At 46.9% G+C, this 21,507-nt stretch carries 18 protein-coding genes; 6 read left to right on the top strand and 12 right to left on the bottom strand.

What is annotated here, in order from left to right; genetic code table 11:
* Positions 1-32 precede the first annotated feature (32 nt).
* The 5 genes from AB4Z29_RS12625 to AB4Z29_RS12605 all read right to left on the bottom strand — a co-directional run bounded on the left by AB4Z29_RS12625 (position 33) and on the right by AB4Z29_RS12605 (position 4,543).
* Positions 33-893, bottom strand: coding sequence for an ABC transporter permease (locus AB4Z29_RS12625; RefSeq protein ID WP_441943408.1), 861 nt, complete (start codon positions 891-893; stop codon positions 33-35).
* Complete coding sequence (locus AB4Z29_RS12620; RefSeq protein WP_441943407.1) at positions 890-1,885, bottom strand: ABC transporter permease; 996 nt, start codon at positions 1,883-1,885, stop codon at positions 890-892. Before AB4Z29_RS12620 ends, AB4Z29_RS12625 begins: the two co-directional genes overlap by 4 nt.
* A 23-nt stretch (positions 1,886-1,908) precedes the next feature.
* The gene (locus tag AB4Z29_RS12615) at positions 1,909-3,486 is read right to left on the bottom strand and encodes an ABC transporter substrate-binding protein (protein WP_441943534.1); all 1,578 of its coding nucleotides are present in this window, start codon (positions 3,484-3,486) and stop codon (positions 1,909-1,911) included.
* A 247-nt stretch (positions 3,487-3,733) separates the two neighbouring features.
* On the bottom strand, positions 3,734-4,183 hold the full coding sequence (gene nikR, locus AB4Z29_RS12610) for a nickel-responsive transcriptional regulator NikR (RefSeq protein ID WP_441943406.1): 450 nt from the start codon (positions 4,181-4,183) through the stop codon (positions 3,734-3,736).
* A gap of 57 nt (positions 4,184-4,240) precedes the next feature.
* A complete protein-coding gene (locus AB4Z29_RS12605; protein ID WP_441943405.1) occupies positions 4,241-4,543 on the bottom strand; it encodes a Dabb family protein in 303 nt (100 codons plus the stop codon).
* A gap of 192 nt (positions 4,544-4,735) precedes the next feature.
* On the opposite strand from AB4Z29_RS12605, the gene pdxR reads away from it, so the two are divergent.
* Both pdxR and AB4Z29_RS12595 read left to right on the top strand, forming a co-directional pair.
* Positions 4,736-6,166: a MocR-like pyridoxine biosynthesis transcription factor PdxR gene (gene pdxR / locus AB4Z29_RS12600; protein WP_441943404.1), complete on the top strand. Its 1,431-nt coding sequence runs from the start codon at positions 4,736-4,738 to the stop codon at positions 6,164-6,166.
* 24 nt (positions 6,167-6,190) lie between these two features.
* Positions 6,191-6,325, top strand: a complete 135-nt coding sequence (locus tag AB4Z29_RS12595) for a hypothetical protein (protein WP_441943403.1) — start codon at positions 6,191-6,193, stop codon at positions 6,323-6,325.
* 87 nt (positions 6,326-6,412) lie between these two features.
* Here AB4Z29_RS12595 and AB4Z29_RS12590 read toward each other — a convergent pair whose 3' ends face one another.
* The 7 genes from AB4Z29_RS12590 to AB4Z29_RS12560 form a co-directional block, all read right to left on the bottom strand.
* Positions 6,413-9,445: a glycoside hydrolase family 2 TIM barrel-domain containing protein gene (locus tag AB4Z29_RS12590; RefSeq protein WP_441943402.1), complete on the bottom strand. Its 3,033-nt coding sequence runs from the start codon at positions 9,443-9,445 to the stop codon at positions 6,413-6,415.
* Between the two features lie 75 nt (positions 9,446-9,520).
* Complete coding sequence (locus tag AB4Z29_RS12585) at positions 9,521-10,345, bottom strand: carbohydrate ABC transporter permease (RefSeq protein WP_441943401.1); 825 nt, start codon at positions 10,343-10,345, stop codon at positions 9,521-9,523.
* Positions 10,338-11,177, bottom strand: coding sequence for a carbohydrate ABC transporter permease (locus AB4Z29_RS12580; RefSeq protein WP_183564241.1), 840 nt, complete (start codon positions 11,175-11,177; stop codon positions 10,338-10,340). The genes AB4Z29_RS12585 and AB4Z29_RS12580 overlap by 8 nt, the downstream gene beginning before the upstream one ends.
* 185 nt (positions 11,178-11,362) lie before the next feature.
* Positions 11,363-12,658 carry an ABC transporter substrate-binding protein gene (locus tag AB4Z29_RS12575; RefSeq protein WP_441943400.1) on the bottom strand — a complete coding sequence of 432 codons (1,296 nt, stop codon included), beginning with the start codon at positions 12,656-12,658 and terminating at the stop codon, positions 11,363-11,365.
* A 183-nt stretch (positions 12,659-12,841) separates the two neighbouring features.
* Positions 12,842-14,614, bottom strand: a complete 1,773-nt coding sequence (locus AB4Z29_RS12570) for a sensor histidine kinase (protein ID WP_441943399.1) — start codon at positions 14,612-14,614, stop codon at positions 12,842-12,844.
* A gap of 3 nt (positions 14,615-14,617) precedes the next feature.
* Positions 14,618-16,198, bottom strand: coding sequence for a response regulator transcription factor (locus tag AB4Z29_RS12565; RefSeq protein WP_441943398.1), 1,581 nt, complete (start codon positions 16,196-16,198; stop codon positions 14,618-14,620).
* Positions 16,199-16,243: 45 nt separating this feature from the next.
* Complete coding sequence (locus AB4Z29_RS12560) at positions 16,244-17,146, bottom strand: ArsR/SmtB family transcription factor (RefSeq protein WP_441943397.1); 903 nt, start codon at positions 17,144-17,146, stop codon at positions 16,244-16,246.
* Between the two features lie 171 nt (positions 17,147-17,317).
* Here AB4Z29_RS12560 and arfA point away from each other — a divergent pair, with 171 nt between their 5' ends.
* The 4 genes from arfA to AB4Z29_RS12540 all read left to right on the top strand — a co-directional run bounded on the left by arfA (position 17,318) and on the right by AB4Z29_RS12540 (position 21,171).
* Complete coding sequence (gene arfA / locus AB4Z29_RS12555; protein ID WP_441943533.1) at positions 17,318-18,814, top strand: arabinosylfuranosidase ArfA; 1,497 nt, start codon at positions 17,318-17,320, stop codon at positions 18,812-18,814.
* 979 nt (positions 18,815-19,793) lie between these two features.
* Positions 19,794-20,114, top strand: coding sequence for an ArsR/SmtB family transcription factor (locus AB4Z29_RS12550; RefSeq protein WP_441943396.1), 321 nt, complete (start codon positions 19,794-19,796; stop codon positions 20,112-20,114).
* Entirely contained in the window at positions 20,107-20,550 is a 444-nt protein-coding gene (locus AB4Z29_RS12545; protein WP_441943395.1) for an SRPBCC family protein, read from the top strand. The genes AB4Z29_RS12550 and AB4Z29_RS12545 overlap by 8 nt, the downstream gene beginning before the upstream one ends.
* A gap of 168 nt (positions 20,551-20,718) precedes the next feature.
* Complete coding sequence (locus AB4Z29_RS12540) at positions 20,719-21,171, top strand: cupin domain-containing protein (protein ID WP_441943394.1); 453 nt, start codon at positions 20,719-20,721, stop codon at positions 21,169-21,171.
* Positions 21,172-21,507: the final 336 nt, after the last annotated feature.

Raw genomic sequence — 21,507 nt, 5'->3', positions numbered from 1 at the left:
CATATGGGCGCTACTGATCCCAAACCTAAATGCTAAAGATGCGTATGCCTCGGGTCCAAGAGCTGCCGCAGGTGATTGCCGAGCTTATCAAATGCCCGTACAGTCAGCAGCAGGCCTAAACCGGGAAATACAGCCAGCCACCACATGCCGGTAGACAAATAACGCATGGATTCCGATAGTATGATGCCGATAGCCGGCTGATGCGGCGACATGCCGAGACCAAGAAAGGTGATCGCGGCTTCATGCAGTACCGCATGCGGGAATAGGACAAGAAACCCGACCAGCAATTGCGGAAGCAAATGCGGTGCCAAATGACGTGTCGCAACCTTAAAGCGGGAGCTCCCCAGCTTTCTCGCGACGAGCACATATTCCGCTGCCATCAACTGCATGGCTTCCGCACGAATGATTCTGGCTAAGCTGGGCCAATGAGTCAGCATGATGCCGATCGCTATGCCTTTGAGTCCGCCGCCGCATACAAAAGCGATCAGAATGAGCATTACGAGATGCGGTACGCTCAAGCATACATCGATCAGCCAGCTGATAATGCGGTCAACAGTGCGCCCAAGCGTGGCAGACATCAGTCCCATCGTCGCTGCGATGACAACGCTGCAGGCTGCGCCGAGCAAACCGACTTTTATACTCAAGGCTAGGCCCTTCACGGTACGGGAGAGCATGTCCCTTCCCAGCCAATCGGTGCCGAACAAATGGGTCATCGATGGCGCTAGGTTGCGGTTCTCAAGCTGGACGGATAAACCCGAAGAACCAAGCAGCCAGCTGCAGGCTGCGATTCCAACAAGAAGAATAGCTGCCAGTATCGTTGAAACGAAGGCTCTGCGCCGTTCATTCCAGCGGCTCGCTCCGTTTGTTGTTGCAACTGTAGAAGCTTGCTTCATCGCCTAGCCCCCTTCTCCAGCCTAAGCCTTGGGTCTACGATACGGTAAAAGTAATCCGCCAACGTATTCCCCGTAAATACAAATAGCGTACTGCAAAGCACGAGCCCCATCAACAAGGGCACATCCCCTCGAAGGCCGGCTTCTACCGTTGCTTGTCCTAAGCCTGGATAAGAAAAAACCTGCTCCGCAAGTACAGCCCCCCCGAACAATTCGCCAAACGAAGCGAATTGAAGCGTGATCGCGGGAAGCGCAATATTGCGCAGCGCATGTCTGAAAAAAAGACGCGCTCCCCGTTCTCCTCTTGCTCTGGCGAATAATATAAAATCGCTGTCCATCACCTCAATGAGCTTCTGCCGAGTATGAAGCGCGATAGGTGCTATCCCAACGATGCTTAACGTAATGCCCGGCAATATCATATGCCGGATGTAATCGAAGATTGTGACGCTGCCGGCCAGCATCCCTGCCGGCACGCCAAGGCCGACCGGCAGCCAGCCCAGCCATACGGCAAATATCATCATAAGCAGTAGTCCGACCCAGAAAGCAGGCGTTGAGGCAAGCGTGTAGCAATAGCCGGTAATAACGCGGTCAATCCAGGAGCCCTTCCGCACGGCAGCAGCTGCTCCTGCTGTGAATCCGATGATTCCTGATAAGGTCCATGCGAATGCCATCAGCCATACCGAATGCATAAACCGCTCTCCAATGACCTTTGTTACAGCTTCGCGGTAAATCATAGAGGTTCCCAGATCGCCTCGAAGCAGCGCGCCTGCCCACATCATGAATCGCTCGGCAAACGGCTTGTCGAGTCCCCAGTATGCGGCAATTGCTTCCCGCTGCTCCGCACCGACGCGCATCACATCGGCGCCAACATAGGATTGAACCGGATCAATAGGCGACATCGCGACCAGAGTAAACGTAATCATGCTCACTGTGGCCAACAGCAGAATAAGACGAATTAATTTTTTACCCGTGAATACGGCAATTCCTCGCAGCATGTGCATTCCTCATTCCGGTGCTGTTATTTCCAGCCCCAGCTTTCAATATTATCCGTTACGGGCCAGCCGTGGCCATGCGGTTGAATACGCTGCTTCCCGATATCCAAGCCGTCCTTCACTAAGTACAGATGGTCAATGTTGACAAGCCAAGCCCAAGGCGCGTCTCCTTTTACGCTTAGGCCCGTTTCTCCGTCCCACTGCGCTTTTTTCCAATATTCGATCGATTCCTCCTCGGTACGAGCCTCAAGTGCCTGTTCAAACCATTTGTCTACTGCCGGATTGCTGTAATATCCCGTATTGTAATAATCGACTCCGCCGAAATCACTGCTGTAAAGATTGTACATTTCGAGCGGATCATGGCTGCCCCATCCGAGCAGAATGGCATTGGCGTGCATGAGCTTCTCCAGCTCGTCCCAGCTCTTGCCTTCTACGTTGATTCGAATGCCGGCTTCCTTGACCATCTCTGCGGCTGCAAGCGCCAGCGATTGCCTTGTTACATCGCCTGCCGGGTACAGCAGCGTAAATTCCGCTTTTAGTCCGTCCTTCTCCGCAACTCCGTCGTTATCGCTGTCTGACCAGCCTCCGTCCTTCAAAATGCCGAGTGCCGCTTCCACATCATGATCTTGGAGCTTTGTATCCTCATTCCACCATGGCAAGCCGTCATTTGTGGTATAAGCTGGCGAGCCGTAGCCTTCCAATACGCCTTCGACCAATTGCTCACGATTGATAACGGTATTTATCGCAAGGCGAATCGCTTTATCTGCCGTTACGTCATTGCCAATCGCATATCCCTTGTCTGTTTTTCCGCCTGCTTTCACATAAGGAAATGCAATGCCGCGGTTATCGACCGTTTTTACCGCTTCCAGCCGCATGCCGGCAACCTCTTGGCCGCTGAATGCGGAAGGGATATAAGCCACGTCCACGCTGCCTGCTTTTGCGGCCGCGAAGGCAGCATCCTCATTCAAAAACAAAAAGGTCAGCTTATGGAACGATGGCTTCTTGCCGTAGTAATGCTCATTTGCCGCTACGATGAGCTGCTGTCCGCGATCCCATTGTACGAATGTGAAGGGACCCGATCCGATTGGCTGCTCCGCGTACGAGCTGCTATACGCATGCTTTGGCACGATTCCAGTCGTAATCAAATAATAGACAAAGGTAGACTGCGGCTTCTTAAGCCGAAATATAACTTCATTTTCTCCTGCCGTTACACCTGCCAGATTCGTCAAATCGATAGCCGAGCCGTTGCTCGCTGACGTATCGAACGTGAACTTAACGTCTTCGGACGTCAGCGGCTTCCCATCCGTGAAAACGACGTCTTCACGCAGCTGAACTGTCCAGGCGAGTCCATCCTCGCTCACTTCATAGCTCGTTGCCAAGTCGCCTTCGATTTTCAAATCATCATCCCGCTTGAGCAGCGTGCTCTGGAATAGCGGAGAACCATAGCGTCCCCAGCCCTTTGTCGGATCGAAGCCCGTATCAGGCTCTGCACCGATTGCCACGATAAGCGAATCCGATTTAGTCGTGCTGCTGGACGGCTTAGCCGCACTGCAGCCATTTACAATCAAAAGAATAGCTAAAACAGAAATGATCGTTAACCCCATTTTTCTCAAAGCAATCCCGCCTGTCAATGTTAAGTTTAGTGACACGAATATGGGATATTGTAACACGTTTTATTCAAAATATCATTATATACGTTCTATTATCCATGATTATGGCATGAAAAAAGACTACCTCGCATGGTCGGGCCCGACCATAGAGATAGCCTGTAATATGAACCATTCTAGAACCCATAAGGATGAATGACTCTAGAACGGTGAATGTTAACCGCTTCAAAACCGACAAGCAATCCTATGTATGCTTATGCTCCTTTGAAGCGTCATGCTTATCGGCATAGGTAACTGACAGCTCTGCGTATATTACGCCTTTCTGCGCTTGAATCTGCTGATGGAGCGAGCGCAGCCGTGCGAGCTCTCCTCTTACGACGATGACCTCCAAGCATTGATCATGATTCAGATGAACATGCATATTCGAGATAATGTCATGGTGAAAGCGATGCTGTACTTCCATCAAGACAATCGGAAGATCGCTGACATGATGGTCATAGACGAGCACGATCGTACCCGCTACATGCTCATTCCCACTCATGCGGGAAGGCTCGAGCAAGGAGCGCCTTGCCATATCCCGTATGGCTTCCGATCGGTTCGTATATCCTTGTTCGTCAATATACTGGTCAAACTGCTCGATTAAAGGTGCCGGGAAGGAGACTCCGAACCGGACAAGCTCTTCCTTTTCCGCCATGTGCTCACACCCTGCCTGCTTTAATTTGTCAACGTGATCAAGCGTACGAATTTGCCTTTACACGATCGGATAATCAATGACAATGACGTTCTCGACCAAACCATCCAGCATCGCTACGAAGCTCTGGTGGGCAGGATGCGGGCCATAGTCTTGTAAGGCCTGCCGATCGGTGAAGGTTACCCGAAGGCCTAGCATATAGCCTTGAATATTGCCTGTCTCCAACGTTTCATTGCGGCCTGCCGTCAGCTCGACGATACCTGGAACATGTGTCTTAAGCGCATGCAGCGCCTCCAGAAGCTCCGCTTCTTTGCTAGGGGACAACGCTTCTTTAAACTTAAAGGATACCAAATGTTCAAACATGTAAGTCTGATTCTCCTCTCATGCTTTTCGCGTGATTTCTACCTATCATACCACGGAGCTCAGCCTATATGGTAACCTTGAATTGGATGGGGCATAATACTTCCAATTGGTTCTGTACAATTCATGCGCCGTCCGTTACCGTTGTAATTGTACATCAAATACCTACCAATATAGATAAAGGATGAACCCGCCATGTGGAAACCTGATCGCTCAGAACCCATGCCGTTATACCGGCAAATCGTCGAGCATATCGAGCGCGGTATCACCTATGCGCAGCTTCCTCCAGGCAGCGCTCTTCCTTCGGAGCGCAAGCTCGCCGAGCAGCTCGGCGTTAACCGCAGCACCGTCGTTCAAGCTTACGAAGAGCTGAGAGCTTCTGGGTTAGTGGAAAGCACCGTTGGCAGCGGAACCCGCGTAAGCTTGACCAAGTGGGGTGTCTCACCCTTGCATACGCCGAATTGGCGCTTATATACGGAGGGAGGCACATTCCTGCCCAATCTGCCATTTATGAGAAGAATTCGGGAAGTCACGCACTATGATGCATCCATCATTAACATGGCAAGCGGAGAGCTCGCATCTGATCTTTTCCCAAATCGTATCGTCAGCCGGATTTTACGCGAGGAGTCATTCGATGAGCATTTGGGCTATGATGACCCACAGGGCTATTTGCCGCTCCGGCAAGCCCTTGTGAATAAGCTGCGGCAGGATCAAAACCTGCTCACATCTGAATCGTCTATGTTAATCACATCCGGATCGCAGCAATCCTTGTATTTGATTACGCAATGCTTGTTATCGCCGGGAGATGCGGTAGCCATCGAGGATCCTTCCTATACCTATTCGCTGCCGATGTTTCAATCAGCAGGCTTGCGAATCTTCCGGCTGCCCGTCCATGCGGATGGCATCGATCCCGAGGATATCATCACGCTGTATAAGAACCACCGTATCCGAATGGTCTTTTTAAATCCCAACTATCAAAACCCGACCGGCACTACCCTTAGCGATGTCAAAAAAAGAAGGGTCCTCTCTATAGCCGCCGACCTGCGTATTCCAATCGTAGAGGATGACCCGTTCAGCTTGACCGACTTCCGCGGCAGCATTCCGACATCCCTAAAGGCGCTGGACAAAGACGGCATTGTCCTGTATATCGGCTCGCTATCCAAAACCGCTGCCTCCGGGCTTCGCATTGGCTGGCTGGTTGCTCCCCAATCGGTCGTTGAACGTCTTTCTGACGCTAGGCAGCAGATGGATTTCGGCTTGAGCATACTTGCGCAGTGGACTGCGGAGCGCCTGCTTGCCTCGGAAGAATTCGATACGCATATCAAGGAGCTGCGCCAAGCGCTGCAGCAGAAGCAGCTACTTATGGTGGAGGCGCTCACGCATACGCTGCAAGATCGAATCAGCTTCGTCCCGCCGCTTGGGGGCTTGAATCTATGGTGCAAAATCAACAGCGCCATCGATGACTGCAAATTGCTTGAGGATGCGATCAAACGCGGCGTCGTGTTTGTGCCCGGGAGCGTATACGGCTCAGAGCCGGGGCATGTTCGCCTCAGCTACGCAAAGCCGAGGCCTGAAGAAATAGCGATAGGCATCTCTGCCTTCGCGGAAGCTCTAGCGCATAGCTAATAGGAATGAAAGGAGAGGATTGCGATGACTTACATTATCATTTTGAGCGCTTTGTTTTTTGGCGGCATTATCTACATCTTGCTTGCTGGTGCCGGCATCGTTCGTGACGACAACCATATTCAAGACCAGATCTTGAAGAGAATGAACGACGGGCACTAAAAACACCTTTCCCCTTTTGTTGTTGCGGGAATAAAAAAATGGCCGTACGGGCTTTAAAGCCCGTACAGCCATTACTATATGTCCAGCCTACAAACGCTGAATATTGAATTCAAACGTCAGCTCTTGGTTCGCTGGAATCAAATACTCGTCATGTACCGGCGCACCCCAGCTATCATCGCCGCCAACACCCATCTGTCTGCCTGCTACCGTAATCACGGTATAATGCACGTTTGGCAGCTCATAGTGATGATATGCGCTCTCGAGTTCAAATGCAGTGTATGGTGAAATGTTGCATTCCACAGGCTGATTGGCAGGTGCTGTTATTCGAATGCCCTGGCCATAGTCATTGCTAACGCTAACGCGACGAACGCCTGTGCGGTTGCCTGATTCCTGAGGAACAACATAACCCGATACATTATCTGCAGCATCGTTCTGGAATTCGCCTAATCTGGCTCCGAACGCGCGGTCGATATAGTTTTCTTCAGGACCCATTGCATACCAGTCCAAATGGCAATAATCCGCTGGAACCTTAAAAGAAAGCGCGAATATCGGCAGTTTCGGCAAGCCCTCGACACCTGCATAACGTGATTTCACATTCAAGCTTCCGTCAGGCTTCACGGTGTAAGCAACGGATACTTGAACATCAGCGCTTATGCTTAGCCTATAGTCGAAAGTGACGGTTGCGTTGCCTGCTTCCTCGACAAGCTGCACGCTGGTGCATTTACGAGTCAAGCTGGCAGCGAACCATGCTCCAGAATCGAAGCCAAGCGCAAAGCCCTTGTCATTATCGGTTGTTGCACGCCAGAACAACGGTGCCGGCGGAATTGCGATCATTTCTCTGCCCGCATAATTAACCGAAATCAACGTACCTGCTTGCTTCGAGAACATGATGCTGAAATCGCGTCCATGGACACCAATATTAACATCGCCCTGCACGACTCTAAGCGATCCTTCTTGCTGCACTTCAACGTGATTGCTTTCCGTTACGAATACATATTGACCGAACGAAGTCTCATGACCCGCATTCGCCCAAAGTGTGCCTTCTTTCAAATGAAGCGAAGCATGAATGACGTATTCGCCAGGCTCGTCCGTGATTGGCAGCTTAAGCTCCACATACGCTTCGGATTGTGCGTCAACCGCTATGCTCTGCGAGCTGCGGAATACTTCTTTCCCTTCAAGATGCAGCGCGATAACCAAGTCATAAGCATCCGTGCCCTCGAACAGATTTTCGTTGATGATCTTTACGCCGCTGCGGTCAGGAATCAGCTTAATATTCTGGTAAAGGAACTTAACCTCCTGCATCTTAGGCGATTCCTTGCGGTCCGCGAATACGATGCCATTCGTACAGAAGTTATAGTCTGTCGCCCGGTCGTCGAAATCGCCGCCGAAAGCCAAAAACTCTTTGCCGTAACGGTCTTTTTTCACAATGACCTGATCGATATAATCCCAAATAAATCCGCCTTGATACATCGGATATTTCTGCTCAAGCTCCGTGTATTTGTGCATCCCGCCAACCGAGTTGCCCATCGCATGCATATATTCGCAGCTGATGTACGGCTTCTGCGGATCAGCGTTCAAGTATTCCTCAATATCGGCAGGCTTCGCATACATCCGGCTTTCCATGTCGCTGGTCGCATCGTATGTCCGGTTATGGAATACGCCTTCGTAATGAACGAGCCTGCTCGGATCCGTCTCACGGAAATAATGGGATACGTTCAGCAGCACTTCGCCTGCGTATGCTTCGTTACCAACAGACCAAATGAGTATAGAAGGATGATTCTTATCCCGTTCTACCATCGAAATTGCGCGATCCATTACGATCGGCTGCCATTCCGGTTTGTTCTCCGGGATGTTCCAGGACGGCTCAACCGCGCCCATTTTTTGCCATGAGCCATGCGTCTCTAGATTCATCTCGTCAATTACATATACACCGTAAATATCGCATAGCTCGTACCATAAAGATTGGTTCGGGTAATGGGAGGTGCGAACGGCATTCAGATTGTTGCGCTTAAGGGTAGCAATATCCCACAGCATGTCTTCCTTCGTGATGGAACGGCCTCTGCGGCTGTTGAATTCATGGCGGTTAACGCCTTTGAATACGATACGTTTTCCGTTGAGATGCATAACCTTGTCAATCATTTCGAAGTTGCGGAAACCTACCCTTTGCGGAACGGCTTCAACTAGATTGCCTTCTGAATCAAAAACCGAAATATAAAGCATATACAAATAGGGCTTCTCGGCGCTCCACGGCGTTACATGTCCCGCATCCATCGAAACGACTGTCTTGCCGTCCTCGAACGACTCGGCTTTGCCTGTTGCGACTACTTGACCATCTGCATCCTTTAACGTCATAGTCACACTGGATGGCTGCTCGCCCGCCAGCTTCAAATCTACGCGCAATTGACCGTTCTTGTAAGCTTGATCAAGCTCAGCATGTACGAATAGGTCACTTACGTGAACACTAGGAACCGTATATAAATATACATCGCGGAAAATACCTGAAAAACGCCAAAAATCCTGATCTTCCAGCCAGCTGCCCGTGCTCCGTTGATACACTTCTACCGCAAGCTTATTCTCGCCTTCAACCAGAAACGGAGTCAAATCGAATGCCGATGGCGTGAAGCTGTCTTCGCTATAACCAACAAATTGCCCGTTCAGCCATAGATAGAAGGCGGACTCTACCCCTTGAAACGAAAGATACACAGGCTTGCCCTGCATATTGCCTGGCACAGAGAAATATTTCACATAGCTGCCAACCGGATTATGGTCCTCGGGAATTGCCGGCGGACGAATTTCATTGTGGCCATCCCACGGATACATCGTATTCACATACTGAGGTTTACCAAAACCTTGTAGTTGAATATGGCCCGGAACCTCGATACTGCTCCAGCCATTGCAGTCATAGTCCGCTTCATGAAATAATGCTGGACGGTCGGCAGGCTTAACGGAATAGGCGAATTTCCAGCTGCCGTTCAATGAGTGGCGAAGTGCCATCGGCGCTTCCTTCTCGGCTTCCTCCAACGTCTCGTAATAACGGTGATCAGAGTGCGCCGGCAAACGGTTTACCGCAAATACGCTCACATCCGTGAGCCAGCTCACATTCGGTTTCATTGTTGTCATTGCGATTTCCCCTTATAGTCGTGTAAAAGTCAGGAGGCACGTATCGAGTACGCGGCCTCCTGACTTTTCGTGTACCTATTTCACTGAACCAGTCATTCCCGCTACGAAGTGCTTCTGCATCAAGAAGAACACAAGCGCTGTCGGTATCGTTGATATAACAATAGCTGTCATAATAATACCATAATCAGGTGAATAGCTTGATCCTAAATTAGAGATCAGCATCGGCACCGTTTTCTTCTCCGGCGATTGCAAGACGATTAGCGGCCACAAATAGTTGTTCCAGCTTGACATAAAGGTGATAATGCCCGCTGCCGCGTATGTCGTCTTCATCGTTGGCATAAAAATTCGGAAGAAGAGACTGATCTCATTCAGTCCGTCGATTCGACCTGCTTCAAGCAGCTCCCGCGGAAACATTTTGGTGTTCTGACGGAAGAAGAAAATAAGAAAAGCAGTCGTAAACGTTGGCAGAACAACGCCAGACAAGGTATCCAATCCGATAAACGGAATTACCTGCGAAATTTTTCCGAACATTTGGAACAATGGCACCATAATTGCTGCGAATGGGATCATCATCGAAAGCAGCAGGATGCTAAATACGACATCCTTTGCTTTACTCCGATAGATTTCAAAGCCATAACCGGCTAAAGATGCAATAACCATGGCCAAAATCGTAGTCGTGACAGAAATTTTCGCTGAATTCAGCAATGCTGGCACGATGTCAACGGTATTGAAAAGCTGTTTAAGATTCTCGATAAGCTGTCCGCCGGGAAGCAATCTTCCTTGGGTTACGTCAGCCGATTTGTTGGTAGCGCTGATAACCATCCAAAGAAACGGGAAGATCGATATGAAGGCAAGCAAGCTTAGAAAGATATAGATAAATACACGCTTTAGCTTATCCATTTTTATCACCTGCCGCTTTGAACTGAATAAATGCCAAGATGATGATCATAATTACGATCGAGTATGATACTGTTGCTGCGTAGCCGAAATCGGCTGAGTATTTGAAGGAAAGGTTATAAATATATTGCGAGATGGACATGGATGCATTACCCGGTCCGCCCTTCGTAATATTGACAACCTCATCAAACAATTGCAGCGTACCGATGGTTGACGTTATGGATGTAAACAATATGATTGGCTTGAGCAAAGGAACGGTAATTCCAAAAAATTGTCGTGTTGACGAAGCACCGTCGATTTTTGCAGCTTCATATATGGAATGGTCGATATTTTGAAGCGCGGACAAATAAAAGATCATGTTATAGCCCGTCCAGCGCCATGTGATTGCGATAATAACGGTAACTTTCGCCCAGAATGGATCCGTAATCCACTGAATCGGCGCTGCGATCAAATGAAGATTGGTCAACAGCTTATTGACTAGTCCTTCAGATGCGAACAAATATTTAAAGATGACGGAATACGCTACGAGCGAGGTAACGGCCGGCAAGAAAATAGCCGTTCGGAAAAATCCTTTAAACTTCAGTTTACTGTCGTTAAGCAAAACAGATATAAACATAGCAAGCACGATCATTACCGGAACTTGAATGATCAAGTAAATAAAGGTGTTCTTTAATGCAGTCAAAAACGTTTTGTCAGTGAACAAGCGGACGTAATTGTCAAATCCTACGTAATCGAGATTCATCCCTTTACCCGATTTGAACGATAGCAGCAACGCTTGAATCATTGGATAGAAATAGAATGCCACAATCATTACAACCGCCAGAATGATGAACATCCATCCGGTCAAATTAGCTCTAGTGCGAATTTTCACGCCAGGCCTCGCTGCTTTCACGTTAGCCTAACCCCTCTCTTGACGGTCATAAAACCTGGGGAGACTTTCCCAGATCCCCAGCCGAAGTATTCACTTGGCACTGGAAAAGGAAAAGTCTCGGGTTTTATTTCTCAGCCGTATGGTCTAATTTATTTCACTTGTGTTTCGGCTTGTGCTTGCGCATCTTTCAGTACATCGTCGATTGCCTTGCCGCCTAGGTAATTCTGCATTTCTACGACAAGAATATCTTCAACCGCATACGTGTGCATGCCGTAGTTCACGTTAGGAATTTGTTCTGTCCATTTCGCGAAATCCTCGATTACTTTTTGGCCGCCGAAGAATTCATCAGCTTGCTTGTAAGCATCGCCTGCAGCCGCAGCTTTCAGCGTACCAATTGCACCGATTTCAGTAACAAGCTTCTGGTAAAGATCAACATCAGAACCGAACGTTTGCTTCAAGAACTCAGCTGCTGCTTCTTTACCGTCAACGTTCATCACATACCATGAGCTGCCGCCAAGGTTGGAAGCATGTACAGAGCCTGCTGTAGTCGTCAATTTAGGGAATGGAACAACTGCCCATTTGCCTGATTGTGAAGCTTCTGCTTTAACGGATGCTGTGATCCAGTTTCCTGTAGGAATGGAAGCAACCTCGCCGCTGTTGAATGCACCAACGAATTGGCTCCAGTCGGAATTCGCTTTGACAATATCCGCATCCATCATTGCTTTGTATGTTTCGAATGCTTCTTTAAGGGCTGCGTTGCCTGCCAGATTAGGCGTAGTGCCGTCTTCTTTCAAGTACCATGATCCAGCAGATTGAATCATCATGCGGATAAGCCCAAGATCGTTGGGATCTTGTGTAAGCAAGGATTTGCCTGTTTTTTCTTTAACTGCTTTGCCGATTTCGATGAATTTAGTCCAATCGATATCCTGCAGGTCAGCGACTTTGTAGCCCGCTTGCTCCAAGTAGTCTGTTCTTACATATAAACCGGCTACGCCAGAGTCGAACGGAACACCGTATTGTTTGCCGTCGAAGCTTGTAGGTCCGATTTTGTAATCCGCGAAATCTTCAGCATTGATGAACTCCGAAAGATCAAAGAATGCTTCAGGGTAAGCTTGCAAGAAGCTTTGCGCACGGTAATCCTCAATCAATACGATTGTCGGCAAGCTTTTTGTCGTACCAGCGTTCAAGCCCGCATTCAGCTTTTGAATGATATCCGCTTGTGCGTTCTCCACGATGTTAACCTTAAGGTCTGGATTTTTAGCTTTGTAAGCTTCGCTTGCACGTTCCATTGCGCCAATGTTGAACGCTTTATCCCATGCCCATACTGTAACTTCTTTCGTGCCTTCAGCAGCGTTGCCGCCGTTGTTTGGTGCATTGTTTTCCTTACTTGAGCATGCTGTCAGCAATACAAAGCTGGCAAGCGCTACCGCGAGTAGTTTTTTCAATTCCATTCAACCCCTTTGACTAAACTGATATTTCTCTTAAGCAATTACTGGCTAACGGTTATCAGTATAACAATTCATTAAATTGACTCGTTAGCAAAATATTTGTGTGGATTTGTCATTCTATTGTTACCTTCCCATTCGTTATTATGTAATTAAAAATAAATTTGCATTTTGGTATTATTTTTAGGTTTTATGCAGCGGCAGCTTAATTTTCACCCTCGTGCCCTCACCGATATTGCTGACAATTTCTACACCGTACTCCTCTCCATAGAGCAGGCTGATTCTGTCGTGCACATTGCGAATGCCGATTCCGGAGAAGAAATGACTCGTGCTGATTGCGCTGTGATCGGGATTTTCGTGATCATAACCTTCCATTCCGACGCCATTATCAACAACCTCGCATACAAGCGTTTCATCTTCACGTGAGAAGAGTACGTAAATATGGCCATCCTTTCGCTCCTGAAAAGCATGGAAAAAAGCATTCTCAATAAAGGGCTGTATGATGAGCTTGGGAATATGGTAACCGTAGCAATCATCCGCTATGAAATAATTGACAGCAATCTGGTCTCCGTAACGCACATGATTGATAAATACGTAGTTTTTTAAATTGACCAGCTCTTGAGCAACGCTGATGGTCTCGCTAATATTGCCCACCGTATTTTGCAGCAGCGAAATTAACGAATTGATCGTAGCTGCTGCTTTTTCCTTGTTGCCCTGCTGCACTAGTATTTTGACAGACGCAAGCGTGTTATATAGGAAATGCGGATTAATCTGCATCTGCAAAGCCGATAATTCGGCGTTGCGTTGATCCTTCTGCGTTTGGATGAGCTTGCGCACATATTCGTTCAGCTCATCAAGCATATAATTATAGGCTTTGCCTAGCTCCTTGATTTCATAGCTGCCCGATACGGTAATGTAATTATCGAAATTATTTTTAGTGATTCTCGGCATTTGCCTAGCAAGCAGCGTTAAGGATTTCGTTAACCGCCTCGAAATGAGAAATACAATAATGAGTGCAACGAGAACGATGCCAACACAAATAAGCGCGACGGTCTTGAAATCGACCATCTCGCTGAGCACCTCTTTTTTATCGATTAAATTGACCAGGTAAAAATCATAGACCGGCAAATATTCGGACAGCACCAGGCTGTTTTCCCCAAGCACGCTAACGTCCTTGAATGCTAGCCCTTTCTCTTCCATTTCTTGCGCGTACGTGAGCAAATCCTGATTTTCTTTGCCGATAAGCTCTTGACGGTTGCTTGATACTATAATGCCTGACTGATCTAGGATGGCTACATCGTTGCCGCCGCTGGTGAAGCTTGCATAGAATCGCTTGAAGTCGCTTTCTTTTATCGCAAAATATAATATCCCGTATTGATTGCCGCTCGTACGCTCCATAAGCGCCCTTGATGCAACGATAACCGGGTCTTCGTCCAATCCACTTATGTTTTCTTTATCCAGCTGATACAGCAATCGTTTTGGCTCGACAAGCGTATTGACCGTCAACATACTGTTTCTCAGCTTTTCCAGTGAATTCGGCCAGTATGTACTATCATTCGAATGGCTTTTTCGATTGACGCCGGTAATGGTCATCATGACGGGATATGCCGCAACGTTGGACTGAATCCGCTCCATTTGCTGACTAGCTTGGTAATAGCTTTTCAAAGAAGTAGTCGAGTTCAAATCCGGATTCGTGAGAAAACCCTTTATTGTCCCGTTCTGCTGCACATTGTTCGACGCGGTTACAATGGAATAGTTAAAGGATTCGAAATTGGCTTTTATTTGGCTGATAATCTTTGAATTCGTGATGCTAAAGGTGTTCATGAACAGCTTCTCTGACATTTGAATCGTTACTAGCGAGGTTAACAATGCGACTGTAACGATGCTGACTAACGTAACCATAAACATTTTGATAAAAAGACCGTGATACTTGAATTTATCCAAAAAACCTCTCATCGCCTAATCCCTCTTCTTAGCTGCGTATTGTTTTCTGTAATGGCTAGGTGACAATCCCGTTACCTTCTTGAACACTTTCGTGAAATAACTATGATCGGAGTACCCGACCAAGCCGCTAATCTCCGAAATGGAAGCCGTAACATCCTCAAGAAGCTCCGCCGCCTTCTCGACTCTAATCTTGTTCAAATATTCGCTAAAGCCCTCCTTATTATGCGAGGTGAAATAGCTTGATAAATAAGACGGATTGAAATGAAAATGCTTGGCCAGCTCCGTCAAGCTTAGCGGATCCGCATAATGCTCGCGAATAAACAGAAGCAGCTGTGTCATATTCGAATTGCTGCCCGTGACGCTTCTTTTTTCAATCACAGCATTCGCTTCAGCGATGAACGAATGAAGGAGCGCAATAGCGCTGCTCGCATGGACGGCTTCTCCGATCTGCTTGAAATAAGAATATTTCGCTTCCTCCAGCTTCTTCATGTCTGAATCCAAACGGCTAAGCAGAATAGTAATATTAAAAATAACGTTGCCAACGAAAGATTTAAATTCAAAAACATCCGTTTTGTAGTTGGCTGCCAGACCATTCACATGCTCAAGCAGTTCAGCAAAAGCCGTGTCGAATTGCCTTCGGTTCATGAGCTCGGTGAATTGATTCATATTAAAAGGCTGGTTTTCATTCGGGATGGACGGCAGCTCATCGTAAATGATCAAATGCTGTGAGAGAGGCAGAAAAAACTGATAATGGTTTATTCTAATAAATTGCTCTTTATAGTTCGCGCCAAGCTCCTTTAAGCGCAGGAATGGTTCGCTAATCGTCCATACGCGTGAAGGGTAATGCGCACTGGAATACTCCGCCAGCCGCCTTCCCACATTAGTTAACCCCTCCTTCTCCGAATGATTCATATTAACGAGGAGCACGAGCATATCCGGTTCTGCAGGCAGCTTCGCATGCACCGCATTAGGCAGATATTCATCGAGCTCTGTTAATATGCGCTCCATCCATTGCAGCTCCTCTCCCCGCTCGCTGCCCTTTGAACCCGCTTGCTTCAAATCTGCCCCTATTAATTGAAAGGTGTCATACGGGAAAGAATGATGAATTCGATTTTCATCAAGCTCAATCTCATACCCGGACATCAGCTTATCTAGTATCCACGGAATCGTCTGACCGCCTTCAACTTCTCCTTCTTCAAGCTTCAAAGATGGAATCTTCCGCGCCGTTCGCTTCACGATATCCAAGAGCTGGAAGGCTTCCAGCTTTGGCTTTAGAATATAATCGGCAACTCCGCTTTGAAACGTTGATCTCACGTAATCAAACTCCCCGAAGCTGCTCAAGATAATAACCTCGATTTGCGGAAATCTTGATTTGATCGCACGGGTCAGCGCCTCGCCGCCCATAACGGGCATGACAATATCCGTAATGACAATGTGGGGCTCCTCGCGCTCAATCAGCTCAAGCGCCTCTTTTCCGTTAGAAGCCTCGCCTATAATTTGAAAGCCCTCTTGCTCCCAATTCAATAGATGCTTAATTCCTTGTCTGACCAATAATTCGTCGTCTACAATTAACACACGACATGCTAACACCATCATTAAACCTCCGCAAATGAAAATATATTCCCATGCCTCTATGGCGATTTATTCGTAATAGCTTCTGATGACGATATCTTGGTCATAGTTGCCAAAGCCTTTTCCATATAACGTAAGTCCGCCTCGGCCTTGCGAAGTATCGTCGGCGCTTATTCGAAAGGTCCAATGTGACCCGTCCCAAGGCAGCTCCATAATCGTTATATCGGATATTTGCATACCGTCGATGAAGCTCCCCTGTTTGTTTATGCGAAGCACCTTCATTAAACCATATTGATTCACATCGCTATGCCACCAGGCTGGCGAGAAGCGTCCTCTCATTTTGCCAAAATCACCAGGACTTGTCCAAGAGCCGAGCGAAACCCCATTGATGATGAATTGGATATCCGATGGCCAATTGTCATTAATATACGGCGCTTCGGAGCCTATTTCTAATGAGATTTCAATTTCCTGAACGGCTTGGTCCTTAAATAAATAATTAGGCACTTTATATTCAACAAAACCTCGGGTGAACCATAGTATACCTGCATGTACACGCTCCGGGTCAAGAAAATAGGCAGGATTGTCATAATGCCCAATCATTTTCTCAGTTGTGGCGAGCCCGCATGTCGGTGCTGCTTCAATATTCGTATAATGCCCTACTGGCAAAGTTACTTCAGAAAATTTTCTTTCGATTGGCACCGTTCGAGACAGCTTGATTTGTAGAAACTCCGTAGAAAGGGAACAGTACTTGTAGGTTCCCCCATTGATTCTGCGCATGCGATAGCTGACCAGTCCAGCCTTCTGCAGCTTGCTTACATGCGTGCTTACGATCGCGCTGCTCAAATAGAGCTCGGAGGCGAGCTCTTTAATATGCATCTCTCTCGTATTCAAACGATCAATAATTTGCAATCTTACCTCGCTTGCCAATGCTTCATACACCTCGAGCGAGGCTGCATCCGTGGATAAATACATGTTTCACCTGCTTTAGAATTAGTTATTTAGTTAATCCTTCAATTCTAGGACCTACGCATATTGATTGTATTTACTCATTATGATAAATATTAAATATAATATCAACAAGTTTGAATTCATTTATTAATTAATCCAATATAGGAGGCTATTCATTTGACTATCCAATCAACGATGCTTGTCGACAAAAACTTTACGGTGTCCGAAGTAGATCCAAGGCTTTACGGCTCGTTCATCGAGCATTTGGGAAGAGCCGTGTATGGCGGTATCTATGAGCCAGGTCACCCTACAGCTGATAGCAACGGTTTTCGCATGGATGCACTCGAAGCCATTCGTGCGTTGAACGTTCCAATCATTCGTTATCCTGGCGGAAACTTCGTATCGGGCTACAACTGGGAGGATGGCGTTGGACCAAAGTCGGAGCGCAAGCGTCTGCTCGAGCTCGCTTGGTGGACAACTGAAACAAATGAAGTCGGCACAAACGAGTTCGCCGATTGGGCGAGGCTTGCTGGAACCGAGGTCATGATGGCTGTCAATCTAGGTACGCGGGGCATTGATGCGGCACGAAACCTGGTAGAGTATTGCAATCATCCATCTGGATCCTACTACAGCGATCTGCGGATTTCGCATGGTTATAAAGATCCTCACAAATTCAAAACCTGGTGTCTGGGCAACGAAATGGACGGCCCTTGGCAAATCGGTGCGAAGACGGCAGTCGAATATGGCAGGCTCGCGAATGAAACGGCCAAAGCCATGCGCTGGGTAGATCCCTCCATTGAGCTTGTAGCTTGCGGCAGCTCATCCAGCGGAATGAGCACCTTCGCAGATTGGGAAGCAACTGTTCTCGACCTTACCTATGATCAAGTCGATTTCTTGTCGCTTCATACTTACTATAATAACAATGAAGGCGATAGCGCTAATTTCCTGGCGAAATCACTGGATATGGATCAATTCATATACGATGTGACGGCGATTTGCGATTACATCAAGGCAAAAAAACGGAGCAAGAAGAAGCTTATGCTCTCGCTTGATGAGTGGAATGTGTGGAAGTCGATCGGAACTAGCCGAGCGGAGGAGCTGTGGCAGGTTGCACCTCCTGAATTCGAGGATGTCTATACACTTGAAGACGCGCTTGCAGTTGGATGCTTCGCCATTACATTATTGAAGCACGCGGATCGCGTGAAAATGGCATGCCTTGCGCAACTAATTAATGTAATTGCTCCTATCATGACCGAAAATGGCGGGCCGGTATGGTTGCAGACTACTTATTATCCTTACATGCATGCTTCCATTCACGGCAGAGGCACCGTGCTGCAGCCTATCATCACTTCACCAAAATACGATTCTAAGGATTTCACTGACGTGCCTTATCTGGAGGCGATCAGCGTCCATAATGAAGAAAAGAACGAAGTGACGATCTTTGCAGTCAACCGTCATTTAACGGAAGGACTTGCCCTGGATGTGGACTTGCGCAGCTTCGGTGAAGTCAGCATCATCGAGCATATCGTTCTCGAGCATGATGATTTGAAAGCGAGCAATACGAAAGCGGCTCCTTCCAATGTTGTTCCCCATAACAATGGCAACGCCAAAGCGGAGCAAGGGAATGTTACGGCGGTACTGGGCAAAGCATCTTGGAATGTGATCCGGCTGCAGGTGAATGCAGCCCATTAGAATCCTTCAAATACTACAACTGGAAAGAGCAAATCAGCAAACTGCACATTTAAATATTCTTCCGATCGCCATTGCTCAGGGATTCCTTTGAATCAACGAGTAAAGGTTGGAATCCCCCTCACAAAAACGACCGCTGACGCTTCTCCAGAATCATTTAAATGCTCCGTTTACCAAAATTTGCTTAAGAAAGTAGCAAGAGAACTAGTCAAAAAAGCGGTGTAGGGATTGCCCTCTGCACCGCTTTTCATGGGATTTTCTTCTTCTTTTTGATTGTACGTGTAGAAAGAAAATAAAACGGAAGTTATAAAGCAACTAGGCTTGAGTCTGTTTATTTTGAAGCGAAAACGATGTAATACGGTTCCGGATTATCAGATGAATTCTTGGTCTATTGGGTATACACTCCTAGACTAAGGATTCATTTTCGTTCAAGGTGATCGGGTATATAAATCTATCCGCCCGGCGCGCAGGAAGACGCTTATCCTGTAGAAAATCAATCTTCGGATAGTCAACTTACCGTGGATGGGTGCTCGATTCCCCATAAGACTGTCGCGCTCGAAGTGTCGGAAGCTGAAGCTAAAAAACTGCGCGAAGAAGCTGGCTATTCATCCGAAGGAGTAAGCGGAGGAGTCATAGTCGAGTTCAAGAGACTGGTTCCTGCTCTTGAAAAAAATGAACGATCCGGGCTGAGCGATCGCACTTTAGCTATCTATAAGCCGCGAACCCAATTGGAACGATTTAAAAGGCTTAAAACGCAATCACATGGAGAGATACATTCAATGGTTATAACCCAAAAATGCAAAATCAAAGCACTGGAGAACGAGAACAAAGAACTATGAGAAGAAATGGAAAGGCTTATGCTCAGATTTATGAAAAATTTTAGTTGCACTTCATTGAACGGGCAGGATAATTTATTAAACTGTTTGGATATGCTTTACAGTGGCGCTTGACATGCAATCATTTAGTTGCATATAATAGAAACATGGACAAAGTATTTAAAGCACTTGCCGATGGAACTCGCAGAGAATTACTCGACCTCTTGTTCGCGAATAACGGACAATCCTTAGGAGAACTCTGTAAACAAATGACTATAACCCGTCAAGCTGTGACGAAGCATCTTTTGATTCTCGAAGAAGCAGATCTCGTTTCTGTTGTTTGGCATGGCCGTGAAAAGATGCATTATCTCAATCCTGTTCCCATAGGGGAAATTCATGAGCGCTGGATTGGCAAGTTTGAGCGTCACCGAATTGAGGCATTAAACACACTAAAGCAAGCCTTAGAGGAGGATTCTAACCATGAATAAAGCTTCATTTGTTTACACGACTTACATCGCAACTACACCCGAAAAGCTTTGGCAAGCCCTAACTAACAGTGAATTCACCAAGCAGTATTTTTTCGGTAGTGAATTTGTTTCAGATTGGCAGGTTGGCTCCAGCTTTAAATTGATGAATAAAGATAAGGTTGATCATTATGGTGAAGTTCTTGTTTATGAGCCCTATCGTTTACTCACAGTAACCTGGAGCGTCAAAGACGTTGAGGGAGATCGGATGTCTAGGGTTAGTTATGAATTAACACCCTTGAACTCTACTGTTAAACTGACGCTCCTACACGAGGATTTATTAGAGAAGGATATTCGCAAAGATGAAGGAAAGATTGATGGATTTAATAATGGCTGGCCTGTCATTCTCAGCAATTTAAAGAGCTTGCTCGAAACAGGCAACATCCTGCCAGCCTTTTAGTTTATCATTGGTCTTGGCTAAACCTCTGGAAGTCCCCCTACTGGAGTGTAATCGTAGTAAAAACCACGGTTGGCAACGTCTACGTCTGCAATGACAATGGCGTCATTGGGGTTGCTCTTCGAAGGACAATTATCACTCTGTTACTAATACAATTAAATCTAAGGTGAGGTGTACAAATTGGAGCCGAATCAAGCGAATTACTCTGTTAACCATGCAGGTGCATTTTCGAATTTTGGAAACGTCACGGAAGGAATGCTAAAAGGAAAAATTTTTCTAAAAGATTCCTTAAAACTTACGAGCATGGAAGTTTCACTCAATAATCTGCCCCCAAAGGCGGAAATCCCCTTCTATCACAAACACCAAGAAAATGAGGAACTCTACATCTTTCTTAAAGGACAAGGTCAATTTCAAGTGGACGGAAATGAATTAGATGTGTTCGAAGGAACTTCAGTTCGAATCGCTCCTGACGGAGTGAGAGCGTTGAGGAATACGTCCGCTTCAGAAGACCTGTTTTTTATCGTTATTCAAGCCAAAGAGAACAGCCTTACCCAATGGGTGGAGACAGACGGGGTAATCCTGACACAACCTGTCGAATGGGGGAAGAGCGTTGAATTCAACTAACGAGTGATGATAGTTAAACATAAAGGGTTCCACATATTACGCATGACTAATATGTGGAACCCTTTATGTTAATTGATTTTCTTAAGTTTAGGTCTTGATAATTTTCAGTCTAATGGTTTATTTTTTTGACAGTACGAGTTGTTTCGTCAGCGAACGAATCCCTTTTGAGACAGGCCATTTGTCTGTTTCCGCTGTTTCTGCTATTTTCTCATTTTCTCTTTCTGTTCTTTCTGTGCTTTCAGCTTCTTCAATTCTTTCAGCTCTATCGGCTTATTCTTGTTTATCTTCTTTTTATGCTTTTTATGCTTTTTCAGCTCCCTCTGCTTTTTCGATTTT

Origin of the sequence: Paenibacillus sp. 2TAB23 (genome assembly GCF_052115165.1) — a bacterium.
Lineage (GTDB): Bacteria > Bacillota > Bacilli > Paenibacillales > Paenibacillaceae > Pristimantibacillus.
Note: the sequence above shows the minus strand (reverse complement) of the source record. Positions and strands in the feature narration are given on the sequence as shown.

Excerpts from the sequence above, each read along its gene's own strand:
- AB4Z29_RS12565 (WP_441943398.1), bottom strand. The coding sequence starts at position 16,198 with ATGATGGTGTTAGCATGTCGTGTGTTAATTGTAGACGACGAATTATTG.
- AB4Z29_RS12605 (WP_441943405.1), bottom strand. The coding sequence starts at position 4,543 with ATGTTTGAACATTTGGTATCCTTTAAGTTTAAAGAAGCGTTGTCCCCT.
- nikR (WP_441943406.1), bottom strand. The coding sequence starts at position 4,183 with ATGGCGGAAAAGGAAGAGCTTGTCCGGTTCGGAGTCTCCTTCCCGGCA.
- AB4Z29_RS12585 (WP_441943401.1), bottom strand. The coding sequence starts at position 10,345 with ATGGATAAGCTAAAGCGTGTATTTATCTATATCTTTCTAAGCTTGCTT.
- AB4Z29_RS12615 (WP_441943534.1), bottom strand. The coding sequence starts at position 3,486 with ATGGGGTTAACGATCATTTCTGTTTTAGCTATTCTTTTGATTGTAAAT.
- arfA (WP_441943533.1), top strand. The coding sequence starts at position 17,318 with ATGCTTGTCGACAAAAACTTTACGGTGTCCGAAGTAGATCCAAGGCTT.
- AB4Z29_RS12545 (WP_441943395.1), top strand. The coding sequence starts at position 20,107 with ATGAATAAAGCTTCATTTGTTTACACGACTTACATCGCAACTACACCC.
- AB4Z29_RS12580 (WP_183564241.1), bottom strand. The coding sequence starts at position 11,177 with ATGTTCATCATTCTGGCGGTTGTAATGATTGTGGCATTCTATTTCTAT.
- AB4Z29_RS12570 (WP_441943399.1), bottom strand. The coding sequence starts at position 14,614 with ATGAGAGGTTTTTTGGATAAATTCAAGTATCACGGTCTTTTTATCAAA.
- AB4Z29_RS12620 (WP_441943407.1), bottom strand. The coding sequence starts at position 1,885 with ATGCTGCGAGGAATTGCCGTATTCACGGGTAAAAAATTAATTCGTCTT.
- AB4Z29_RS12590 (WP_441943402.1), bottom strand. The coding sequence starts at position 9,445 with ATGACAACAATGAAACCGAATGTGAGCTGGCTCACGGATGTGAGCGTA.
- AB4Z29_RS12595 (WP_441943403.1), top strand. The coding sequence starts at position 6,191 with ATGACTTACATTATCATTTTGAGCGCTTTGTTTTTTGGCGGCATTATC.
- AB4Z29_RS12560 (WP_441943397.1), bottom strand. The coding sequence starts at position 17,146 with ATGTATTTATCCACGGATGCAGCCTCGCTCGAGGTGTATGAAGCATTG.
- AB4Z29_RS12625 (WP_441943408.1), bottom strand. The coding sequence starts at position 893 with ATGAAGCAAGCTTCTACAGTTGCAACAACAAACGGAGCGAGCCGCTGG.
- AB4Z29_RS12550 (WP_441943396.1), top strand. The coding sequence starts at position 19,794 with ATGGACAAAGTATTTAAAGCACTTGCCGATGGAACTCGCAGAGAATTA.
- pdxR (WP_441943404.1), top strand. The coding sequence starts at position 4,736 with ATGTGGAAACCTGATCGCTCAGAACCCATGCCGTTATACCGGCAAATC.